Genomic DNA, 10,624 nt, shown 5'->3' with positions numbered 1-10,624 from the left:
CGAACGGACCCCATTACCGTGCCATCCGACCACCCGGCTCAGGCCCACCCGCACTGCGAGACCGCCCAGTTCGCCGTTCACCTCAAGGTCACACGGACCGCGGTGCACGACCTGGTGCTCCATCTGCAACTCCCCCGGCACACCCCGGCCAACCTCCCGACTCTCCTCCAGCACCTCGACAGCCTCCCGCCGGACGCACTCGCTGCGGCGTGCACCGACGACACGGTGGACCGGATCACTACGCCCACCGTCCTGGACGTCCTCGACGTCACCCCCGTGCCCGACGCTCCCACCGAGGGGGCTGGCTATGACGGGTGATCCGTACCGGCCCTTCGGCTGCGTGGTCGCCGTCCCGGACCACACCCGCCAGACCGGCGGCGGCCCCGGCTCCCGGTTCGGTGAAAGGCTCACGAGCTGGCTGACCTTCATGGTCCCGATGTTCATCGCGGAGCTGAAGGACGCCTCCGACGAGCAGATCGACCGGGCGCGCAAGGACGCTCTGGACCAGATCGCCAGTCACGGCGACGCCTTGCAGTTCGGCGGAGAGCACCGGGGCTCCTCCGGCGTGGCGCTCGCGAAGAGCTTCGCGATCCTGGCGCGCGCCGAGGGAGGCATCACCGCCCTCGGAGTGCACGCCTGCCTCCACCCGCACGAAGGCTGCCCCGGCCGGCACCGGGCCAGCGGCCCACCAGCACTTCCCCCCGACGAATCCCAGGAGTCCTGATGTCCGAGATCTCCGCTCCGGCCAAGCGACGCTGGCTGCTGACCCAGAACCGGCAACTACGCCAAGAGGGCATCTTCAATTGGACACTTCCGGCCTGGGCAGGACGCTTTTCCGACGGCCGCACATACAACGCGTGCCCCGAGGCCGGCGCCTGCCGGGACCTCTGCTACGCCCGCGTCGGCACCTACCGCTTCCGCAACGTACTGGAGGCGCATGAGCGCAACCTCCGCATGGTCATCGACACACTGGACGAATGGGAACAGCAGATAACGGAAGAACTGAAGCACAAGAGATACGCGCAGAAATGGATCAGGCTTCACGACTCAGGCGATTTCCTGAGCGATGAATATTTGACCGCCTGGCTCCGGATCATCCGCGCTACACCGAATGTGAAATTCTACTGCTACACAAAATCCATCTCGCGGTTCCGCCGCCTCGTCGAGCCCGACCCGCCCGACAACTTCCTGTGGTGCTACAGCCTCGGCGGCAAGGAGGATCACCTCCTTGACCTGGAAGAAGAGCGCCACGCCGACGTGTTCCCCGGCGTGGCGGAGGTGGAATCGGCCAACTACCACGACCAAACAGAATCCGATCTCCTGGCAGTCCTCGGCCCCAAGAAGGTCGGAATCCCGGCCAATCGGATTCCGCATCTCCTCAAGCGCCAAGGGAGCGAGACATTTGGGAGCTTGCAGCGCGCCCTGGACGAACGGCTCGCCGAGAAGAAAAAGCGCACACAGGCGGCGACGCTCGACCTGGCGTCCTGACCAAAGGGAAACAACACCGTGAGGGCGGGCCCACTCCACCGGGGCCCGCCCTCACACGCTTCGTGCCGACGCGCGCTCCGACTGCGGCCTGATTGCAGAACTCTTTATTAATCGCTACCCTTGCCGCCAGGCCGCCCCCTGCGGCCCTGGTGCGCACGACATTCCGTTGGCGGGTGCCAGCGGAAGCAACAGTAGTACCGGTCGCCAGGGCAACGGGCGGTCCGGACCCGACGAAGGAGCGCCGGCCCGTGGAACCGAACGTCATCCCCGCAGGCAGCACCCAGAAGCGCACGACCATCAACAAGATGGCCGCCCGATACAAGGTCGAGCGCAGCACCGCGTACAACTGGTCGCAGGAGGAAGGCTTCCCGCGGGTGTTGTCCAGGGCCGGCACGGGGAATGCCGCGATCTACGACGAGGACGAGGTCGACGTCTTCGTCCGCGCGAACCACTTCGCGGCCTGGCAGCAGTCCCGCGAGGGCAAGAAGAACCCGTTGAACCTGCCCGACGGCGGCCCGCGGGACTTGCTGACCCTGAGGCGTATCGGCGAGCTCGAGGGACGCGTGCTCGGCCGGCCGGCCACTACGGTCGAAACCCTGCGGACCTATATCTCTAAGGGCATCCTCTCCAAGCCTGATCGCGAGGAGGGCGACAACGAGCGGCCGACCGTCACCGAGCCGATGTGGTTTCGCGAGACGGCCTACGCCTACATCGGCCGTCCGCGGCGCCGGGTGCGGCGGACCGCGGCTGAGCGCGCCGAGAGCGCCGAGAAGACCGAGACGTCGGCCGATGAGATCCTGCTGGACCTCGCACTGCCGGAAGGCGCGGACGACGATCTGTTGACGCTGGATGAGGTCCGCCATATCGACGGCCATGCCCGTGGCTGGGGCAAGTCCACCGCGGCTTCGACGATGAAGAAGCTGCAGAGCGAGGGCCTTCTGCCGAGGCCGGACCGGATGCCGGGCGACGGCCAGGACCCGCCTGTGGAGGAGCCGGCCTGGCTGCGGTCGACCGTCACCCGCTTGTGGCGCCGGCCCGGCCGAGTGGGGATCCTCGCCCGCCGGGCCGTCTCCCCTGCGGAGGAGGCGAAGGCGGTCGAGCAGCAGTTGCTCGACCTCGAGCTGCCGGAGGGCGCTGACGATGATCTGCTCAACTTGCAGCAGATCGGCCGGGTCGACGGCCGGGTACGGCAGCGCGGCAAGGAGACCTCGTGGGCGGAGATGAAGGAGTTCCTGTTCAACCGGGTTCTGGGCGAGCCGGACCGGATGCCTGGGGACAAGCTGAAGCCACCGGTGAAGGAGGCCATGTGGTACCGCTCGACGGCCAGCCGCTTCTGGCGCCGGCCGGGCAAGCTGGGACGCGAGCAGTGACCGGCCGCCTGCGGAACCGGCCGTGCCGACGTCAACCTGTCGGCGTGCCGGCACGACCAGGAAGGGCTCGATCGTGACCAGTACCGGCGCCCCGGGCCGCATCGACCACGCGGGGATCTGCGCCGCCTACGAGCAGCTGCCACAGACCGTCGACTCCTGGGTCCGGTTGAACTTCCCCGCCCAGGGCGACGACGGTCTGTGGGACGCGGAGCGCGTCGACATCTGGGTCAGGGGGAACCGGCCGCAGGCGTGGCCGGCCAGGGGCGCTGTGCCCGGCACGCCAGCACCGCCTGCCACTCCGGCGGCTTCGGCCGAACAGCAGGCGGGGGACAGGGCCACGGCACCGGACGATGCCGGCGTCGGCGAGGGCCGGGACGACGGCGGGGATGAGCTGCTCAATCTGTCCGCTCTGGCTGGCCGTTACCAGGTGTCATTGTCGGCGGTGAACACCTGGAGGGCTGCTCCCGGCTTCCCCGATTCCCCGGAGCCAGGGAAGTGGAGGGCGAGCCAGGTAGACGCCTGGGTGAAGGATAAGCGGGCGCACGTGTGGGCGGAGTTGACGGGCACCGGTCCCAAAGTGGTTGTCGCGCCGCCGCAGGGTGACCCGCAGGACCTCTACGACCTCACCGGGTACGGGATGATCCTGGGCAACGCCACCCGGGGCAAGCCCCTGTCGCCGTCGACGATCTCCGGTTACAAGGCGCGCGGGCTGCTGGAGCCGCCGGACCGGAAGCCGGGTGACCGCAAGAGGCCCGAGGTCTTCGAGCAGATGTGGTATCTGGAGACCATCAAACGCCACGTCTACGGGCGCAGGGGGCCGGGCCGGGTACGCGAGGGCCGCAAGCGGCGCACGCGGAAGTGAACCCGGCGGAAGACGCAGCACGAACGGGCGCGGGTCCCGAGAACTCCTCTCGGGACCCGCGCCTGTTCGCCCGTGCACCGGGCTACCGGCGGGAGAACCATGCCCGCCAGCCCGCCGGGCGGCGCGCCGGGCGGAAGGCGTTGACCGGCAGCCGCTCACCTGCCAGCTCGAAGACGGCCGCCAGCAGTTCCCGGTTGTTGCTCAGGGTCCAGAAGCGAAGAGAGCGGTGGATCTTGCGCAGCGCGGGCATCGGGGCCGCGTCGAAGGCCAGGGTGCTGTAGATCGCCGCGACGGCGGGAGTGCGGCTCTGCCCGGCCACGCAGTGGATCAGCACGCGCTTGCCGGATTCGCGCAGCCGCAGTACCTCGCGGGCGGCCTGGTCGAGCACGTAGTGGAGGTTGTTGTTCGCGCCCGGCTTGTCCACCAGCCACACGCGGATGTGCTCGACGTCGGTGTCCGTGAGGATCGGGTCGGAGCCCACCCGGCACAGCGAGACGACGGCGTCCACAGGAGCCGGGCCCGTGTGCTCGGTGAGCGCCAGGTTGCCCAGAACGACGTCCGGGTCCAGGGGGTGGGCGACGGAGAAGGCGCGGCCGGAGGCGAGTGGAGTACGCACGCGTGCGGCTGACGGCCACCCGTCAGCGTCGTCTCGTCCGCCGTGCACCGTCAGGACAGCGAGGCGGATCAGGTCGGCGGCGGTGTTCGTCGGCCAGCCGTGGACCTTGCTCTGCCAGGTGAGGGGGATGGCGGAGCACCCCCACCGCGCGCCCAGGAGGGCACCGGCGATCGCGGCGACCGTGTCGGTGTCCGTCCCGGTGCGGACGGCGGCCTCCAGCGCGAGCTGGAAGTGCTGGGCGGAGAAGACGCCGTCGCTGGGACGGTCCAGCGGGACGGGCGTCCGGGTGATCGCCGACCACGCGGCCTGGAAGGCGGCCACGACCCAGCCGGACTGCGGGCCGAAGTGCTGCGGCGGGTTGTCCTCGGCTTCGTCCAGCCGCGCCGACCACAGCGCCCGGTCCTCGGGGGTCAAGAGATCGAGTCCGGCCCGGACCCCGTCGAACGTCCCGTCAAGGACGGCCGTACGGATACCGGAGCACCACAGGATGCACGCGGCAGCGCAGTCGGGGTCGGCGTGGGTGAGGTCGCTGACCAGGGCAGCGGCCTCGGCCATGGCCGAGGGGTCGTCGAGGTAGGCAAGGGCGACGACGGCGGTGCGCATCAGCGAGCCGTTCCCGGCGCTGCGAGCGTGAGTGGCCGCATGGCGTCGGGAAATCGCCAGCATGCTCTGTGAGGGGCCGCCCTCGGCTCGTCCCGCTGCTCCGAGGATCGCGCTGGTCTGCATGCCGACGTCGGCCGGACCTCCGCCGTACCAGCGGAGGAAGTTGGCGGCGACCTGGTCCAGCGCCTCCGTGGTGCGCAGATCCGCGCCGGTCGCCGTGACCTCCGCGATGCACACCGCCATCTGAGTGTCGTCGCTGTACTCGCCCGGGGCGAACGGGCCCAGACCGCCGCCCTTCATCTGCGGGTGCTCGCGGTCGTTCAGCGGCGGCTGGAACTCGTACGGGACACCCAACGCGTCACCGACACCGGCACCGAGCAGAACGCCCGCGACGCGGTCCATGGCGCGCTCGCCCAGTCGCGGCGCGGGGTCGGGGACGGTGGTACCGGAAAGGGCGGTGGTGCTGGCCGTCGCGGGGCGCTGATGCATGGCTGACTCTCCTTGAAAGGCGGGGCCGCGCGCTTCGGCGGCTCGGGTATCGGCGGTCCGGTGGCTCCACCACCGTGACGCTTTGACAAGTTGTCATAGTGGATGGAGCAGCGTCAAGAGACTTCCGGAAGTTGCTTAACTCTTTTTTAGTATGTATGGTGATGAGCAGTTGGGCAGCTCGACACAGCTCCGCCCCGCACAGGCACGCAGTCAGCGCCGACCCCGTTCGCCGGCCTGGTCCGCAACACCCACCGGAGATCCCCATGCTCGTCCCCGACCTGAGCCGCATGCTGCGCGAGGCCAACCGCGGCCAGCTCGCCGCTGCCCTTCTGGCGGCTGTTGACACGGCCGGCTACTACACGCCCGCCCCGCGGCCGGACTGCGGCGACACGGACCGGAGCGTCGCTCGCGCCGAGGCCAGGGCCGAGGCCGCCCAAGAAGTGGTGGATGCGATCGTGCTCGCACTCGCCGCCCACCCCGGCCAGCCCCCGGCCGCCGGTGGCACCGATTCCTGAACTGCCCGCAATTTCCCCTCCTCTTGGGAGCACCCTTGACCTCGCCGAACACCTCTTGGCGGACAGTCCCCATGCCGCCGCGCGTGGCACGCGTCGCCCGCAACAGCGCCGGTCGGCCGGTACCGGGCGTCAGCCCCTGGAACGTCACCCGGGAAGGGCAGATGGCCGTCCGCGAGAACGCCCAGCTCGGTCCGCACCTGATCTGCCCCTGCCAGCCGGGCCGGGGGACACCCGCTTTCGGCGAGCAGTGCCCCGAGGCCCAGCGGACGCTGATGGCGCAGCGGCGCTGCGGGCTGTGCACGACGCCGATCAAGCCGACCACGGGGGTCGTATTCGTCGGCGGCCTGAACGACCGCGCCTACCTGGAACCGCCGCTCCACGGCCAGTGCGCCGCCTACGCGCTGCGGGCGTGCCCCGTGCTGTCCGCCGCCGGAGCGCGTACCGGCCTCGCTCTCGCACGCACCTACCAGCTGCGCGAGCGCCGGATCACCGGGCTGAGTCCCACAGGACGGGACCACGCGATGTTCGACTACCAAGATCCGCTCGCCCGGCTGGCCGGAGTTCTCGACTTCTACGTCGCGTTCCCCGACGGGCCCGAGCGCATGGACGCGTCCCGATGGCTCGAAGAGAACGCCCCCCGGCTGTAGCTCCGATCGGCGGGGCTCATGCTCCCCACCGGCCTTCCCCGCTCCCCTCCTCGACAAGGAGATCCAGATGAACACCCCGTCCGAGTACCGCGCTGCCGCCCGGCGGTTGCTGGGCGCCCTCCCCGCCCAGCTTCCGCGCCAGGCCGAGCGGATCGCCGACGCGGCCGTCCGCGCCCTGTGGGACTCGGGGCTGCTGCCTCGCGGCCCGCTGTCCTCCAGCGAGGCGTTCGTCGCATGCCGTGACGCCCTCACCGCACTGGCGCACCACCTCGACACAACGACCGCCGGCGGTCACGGCGCAGGACGGCTCCTGCTGCTGGTGACCGCCGACCGCGGGGACTTCGCCCCCTACCCGCGCCTGTACGGCGATGAAGCGCGGGTCCGCGACGCAGCCACCGCGCTGCTGACCTTCCTTGAGTGGCACAGCGACGAGCCCGACCACGTGCTCGCTGTCGCGCTGCGCTTCCACGCCGAACAGGCAGCCCGCGCGGCCGTAACGGTCACGCTGGGAACAGATGACGAGGCCACGGAACTGCACGTGACGTTGCAGAACTGGTCGGGGCCGAGCGCACAGGCCGTCTGCGGCACGACACTGACCCGGCATGTCGTCGTCAAGAGCGGCGGCCTCACCGAGTGCGGCGGGTGCTTCGGCTACGCGCCGATCGTCCCGGTCCCGGTGCTCACCGGCCCGGAACACGACGTCTGGACGGCCTACCTGTCCGGCCGCCCCGGGGCGACGTCGTGAACGGCGAGCAGCAGTCCGCCGTGGAGCGCCGCTTCGCCGCCCAGCTGCCGCCGCAGCTGGCCACCCGGCCGAAGGACGCCCGCGGCTTCCCGATCAGCTTCGTCACCGCGATCCGGCCGGACGGCTCCCCCGACTTCACCGAACTCGACGGCCCCCGCAGGGCGGAGGCGATCATCCGGCATCTGTGTGGGCTGTGCGGGGAGCAACTGCCTTTCATCCGGGCGGTAATCGGTGGCTACCAGGTGGTCGAGCATCATCTGGCGATGGACCCCCCGATGTGTCTGGAGTGCGCCGTGTTCGCCGCGACGCACGCAGCCGCCGGGTGTCCCTTCCTGCTCATGCCGAATGCGCGCTTCCGCAAGGACCGGGCGACGCGGCCCTCGTCGCCGCTGGTGGCCAAGGGACGGCCGACGACGATGTACCTCGCGCGGACCTTCGCCCATGACGCGGTCCGGCTTGCCCTGCCGGACAGCACGATCGAGGTGATGGCACTGTGCGCACGGTGGACCGCGGTGCAGGAGATCCGCGCGGGCCGTCTCGTCGACGCGCCTCATCTCATCCGCCGCTGATTGCTTAACCCTATTTACTCCGGCATGGTCGAAGGCCATGCCGGAGCAGGGACCCCGTTCCCCTAGACCAAGACCAGCCCCGGGAGGATTCCCGTGCCCACTGCCACCATCGAGCCCGAACTTCTTGTCCAACTCGTGCGCGAAGCCCCCTACGCCGCACCGTATCTGAGGGAGACCATCGACTGGATCGAGCGCTCGGCGCAGTCCGGCCCGGACAGCATGGCCGCCGTGCAGCGCCTCGTCGAGGACTACGCCGCAGGGGCGGGCCCGGGTGCCTGCGAGCTGGCCGAGCGGTTGGCCGACGCCCGCCACGCCCTGGCGGTCATCTGCCAGGACCACTACGCCGTCCTGGCCGCGGGGCAGGCCCCGCCCGCGGTCGAGGTCGCGCGCCGAGCACAGGTCCTCCGCGTGGCCGTGGCTGCCGGCCGGGCCCGAGTGAGCGCCGGAACGGACGGCGCGGTCACGGTGGCTACCCCACCGGGACAGGTGACCTACCGGCCGGTGGAGACCGAGGGGGCCCACAGGATCAGGATCACCGCCCGGAGGTCCCAGGAGGCGGCACGCAAGCGGGCCGCCGCCGTACGAGACCTGCTCTCGCGGCATGTACGCATGGCCGACTGGAGCGTCCCCGAGCCCGAAGGGGTCACGGTGGAGACGACGGGCGGCCGAGTGAACGTCACGTGGTGGTCCGCGGACCCGATCGCCCCCTTGAGTCCCTGGGCACAGGGCGGCGAGCGGGAGCTGTGCGAGGCACTTCTCCAACACCGCGGGTATGCGGTGCGCCTCGCCTCCGATGGTGCAATCGAGGTGCTGGAGTGACCCGCCATGCCCCCCGGTTGGCCGCGAGCCCGCCCCCGTCAGCACAAGCCCGGCCGGACCGCGGTCTGCCGGCGGACCTGCGGTTCCACCGCGTACGCGCCGACGAGCACGGTCGACACCGCGTCTGCGCCCTGGTGTCGGACACGGTCTACGGGTCCCGGGAGATCGGGTTGATCGTCTGGGACCCGATGGGCGGGGAGGTCCAGTACATCCACACCGCACACGACGTACGGCGGCGCGGGGTGGCCACGGCCCTGTGGCTGGAAGCGAAGGACTACGCGCGCCGCGAGGGCCTGACCAGCCCTCACCACTCGGCACGCCAGACCCGAGACGGCGCAGCCTGGGCCCCGAGCTTGATTGTGTAACTCTATTTACCATTGCTAGATTGTGCATGTCGACGGATTGTTGTTTCCACCCGCCGCCGGCTTTCCCTTTCTCCGCCGTCCGTGGAACTGCGGCGGCTCCGCCAGCACTTCGGCGGACATCGGGGAATAGCACACGACAACCCCGAAGCCCGCGCCGCCAGGCGCACCGCACCCGCGCCGACGAGGTAGAGCCATGCCGCACACCCCCGAAACGACTCCCCGCACAGACGCCGCCGAGCGTGCGCCCGGCATCCCGGTACGCTGCGCCGCGCGCCCCCGGCACGCCGGCCTGGTCGTCCCGTGGATCTCCTACGCTCACGGCGAGCGAGCGGCCTTCGGGAGCATCGACCCGATCCGACGGCACCGGGCGTTGCTGATGAAGCTCTGCCAGGTCTGCGGCCAGCGGCTTGAAGAGCGCATGTGCCTGGTCGTACGCCCGATGGACGCCCGAATCGGATACGCCCCCGAGCCAGGGCTGCACCCGGAGTGCCTCGTCCTCTCCAAGAAGCAGTGCCCGATGCTCAACGGCTCCGCCGCCGCCTACCGCAGCGCCCCCTTGTCGCGGCACCCCGCCGGGCGACCGTGCACCGACCCGGCGTGCAGTTGTCCGGCACTCGCCTCCGACGACAGCCACCAGGTCCGGTCGGGCCGCCCGGCCGACGCCTTCGACGCCTGGATGATCGCGGCTGAGCACTACCGGCTCACGCCGGACCCGGGCCACCGCGGCGCGATCCTCGGTGTCGACCTGAAGGTGCCCGTGCTGCGCGTACGCCCGATCCGCGAAGCGACCGGCCCCCGGCTCTCGCGTGAGGAGGCCGTGCGGATGCTCGCGGCTCTGCGCGCCCTGGGGCTCTGGCTCTCCTCAGCACTGCCACCGGCCCGGCGGCAGACCTACCGAACAAGGATGATCATGATTCCGAGCGGCAAGTCCACCCTCACCCCGACGATCCGGAAGATCCTCACCGCCGCTTCCCAGCGCCAGGACAGCTCGCTCCCCGGCGACGTCACCGCGGTCACACTGTCGCGGATCCTCGAAGCCGGCTGGGCGGAGGTGCCCGCAGGTGGGACACGTCCGGCTATCACCACCTCCGGCCGTCGAGCCATCCTGAGCCGACCGCAGCTGAACGCGCTGACCACCGCCAGTGCGGACGATCGCCTGGCGCCCAGCGCGGTATGGCAGACCTCGCGTTCGCTGGGCGCCCTGCTCCTGGTCCACTTCTGGGACGACAAGACCAGTTCGTTCCACACGACCGACGGCGACAGCGGCACCAGCCGGCCGACCCGTCGGCCCTACCGCACCAAGCTCGGCCGACAGGTTGCCGAACTCGGCCAGCGCAAGACGGTCTGAACCGGCCGCGAGGCGCCGGCAGCGCCGGCGCCCAGGACCTGCGCGACCAGCTCGCCCAGGACTAGTACTGCAACCGCATCTGGAGAATGTGGCCTCGGCGTTTGTAGTGGGATCGGCGGGCTCGGGCCTGGCTGCGTCGTCGGAAGCGTGACCAGTGCAGATGGTGCTCGTTGCTGTGGCAGTGGCGC

13 protein-coding genes are annotated in these 10,624 nt (G+C 70.4%); 12 read left to right on the top strand and 1 reads right to left on the bottom strand.

The genetic code is table 11. The features are described from left to right. The 5 genes from AC13HU_RS21360 to AC13HU_RS21340 form a co-directional block, all read left to right on the top strand. On the top strand, positions 1-318 hold a 318-nt coding region (locus AC13HU_RS21360), incomplete at its 5' end, for a hypothetical protein (RefSeq protein WP_483043520.1). Next, positions 308-724, top strand: coding sequence for a hypothetical protein (locus AC13HU_RS21355; RefSeq protein WP_483043519.1), 417 nt, complete (start codon positions 308-310; stop codon positions 722-724). The genes AC13HU_RS21360 and AC13HU_RS21355, both read left to right, overlap by 11 nt. Continuing rightward, positions 724-1,488: a GP88 family protein gene (locus AC13HU_RS21350; protein WP_483043518.1), complete on the top strand. Its 765-nt coding sequence runs from the start codon at positions 724-726 to the stop codon at positions 1,486-1,488. Before AC13HU_RS21355 ends, AC13HU_RS21350 begins: the two co-directional genes overlap by 1 nt. 248 nt (positions 1,489-1,736) lie before the next feature. After that, entirely contained in the window at positions 1,737-2,858 is a 1,122-nt protein-coding gene (locus AC13HU_RS21345) for a hypothetical protein (RefSeq protein WP_483043517.1), read from the top strand. A gap of 73 nt (positions 2,859-2,931) precedes the next feature. Continuing rightward, positions 2,932-3,720, top strand: a complete 789-nt coding sequence (locus AC13HU_RS21340; RefSeq protein WP_483043516.1) for a hypothetical protein — start codon at positions 2,932-2,934, stop codon at positions 3,718-3,720. Between the two features lie 82 nt (positions 3,721-3,802). On the opposite strand, the gene AC13HU_RS21335 is transcribed toward AC13HU_RS21340, so the two are convergent. Next, entirely contained in the window at positions 3,803-5,428 is a 1,626-nt protein-coding gene (locus AC13HU_RS21335) for an ADP-ribosylglycohydrolase family protein (RefSeq protein ID WP_483043515.1), read from the bottom strand. A 263-nt stretch (positions 5,429-5,691) separates the two neighbouring features. Between AC13HU_RS21335 and AC13HU_RS21330 the strand changes: the two genes are divergently transcribed. The 7 genes from AC13HU_RS21330 to AC13HU_RS21300 all read left to right on the top strand — a co-directional run bounded on the left by AC13HU_RS21330 (position 5,692) and on the right by AC13HU_RS21300 (position 10,436). Next, positions 5,692-5,943, top strand: coding sequence for a hypothetical protein (locus AC13HU_RS21330; RefSeq protein WP_483043514.1), 252 nt, complete (start codon positions 5,692-5,694; stop codon positions 5,941-5,943). Positions 5,944-6,026: 83 nt separating this feature from the next. After that, positions 6,027-6,590 (top strand): hypothetical protein, encoded by a 564-nt coding sequence (locus AC13HU_RS21325; protein WP_483043513.1) that lies wholly within the window; start codon positions 6,027-6,029, stop codon positions 6,588-6,590. Between the two features lie 67 nt (positions 6,591-6,657). Then, positions 6,658-7,335 (top strand): hypothetical protein, encoded by a 678-nt coding sequence (locus tag AC13HU_RS21320; RefSeq protein ID WP_483043512.1) that lies wholly within the window; start codon positions 6,658-6,660, stop codon positions 7,333-7,335. 20 nt (positions 7,336-7,355) lie between these two features. Then, complete coding sequence (locus AC13HU_RS21315) at positions 7,356-7,904, top strand: hypothetical protein (RefSeq protein ID WP_483043511.1); 549 nt, start codon at positions 7,356-7,358, stop codon at positions 7,902-7,904. Positions 7,905-7,997: 93 nt separating this feature from the next. Further along, complete coding sequence (locus AC13HU_RS21310) at positions 7,998-8,723, top strand: hypothetical protein (protein ID WP_483043510.1); 726 nt, start codon at positions 7,998-8,000, stop codon at positions 8,721-8,723. Then, the gene (locus AC13HU_RS21305) at positions 8,720-9,088 is read left to right on the top strand and encodes a GNAT family N-acetyltransferase (RefSeq protein WP_483043509.1); all 369 of its coding nucleotides are present in this window, start codon (positions 8,720-8,722) and stop codon (positions 9,086-9,088) included. The genes AC13HU_RS21310 and AC13HU_RS21305 overlap by 4 nt, the downstream gene beginning before the upstream one ends. Before the next feature lie 193 nt (positions 9,089-9,281). Further along, positions 9,282-10,436 (top strand): hypothetical protein, encoded by a 1,155-nt coding sequence (locus AC13HU_RS21300; RefSeq protein WP_483043508.1) that lies wholly within the window; start codon positions 9,282-9,284, stop codon positions 10,434-10,436. Positions 10,437-10,624 lie beyond the last annotated feature (188 nt).

The sequence above is a fragment of the Streptomyces sp. NH27 genome, assembly GCF_056859195.1.
This window is presented reverse-complemented; position numbering and strand designations above follow the sequence as displayed.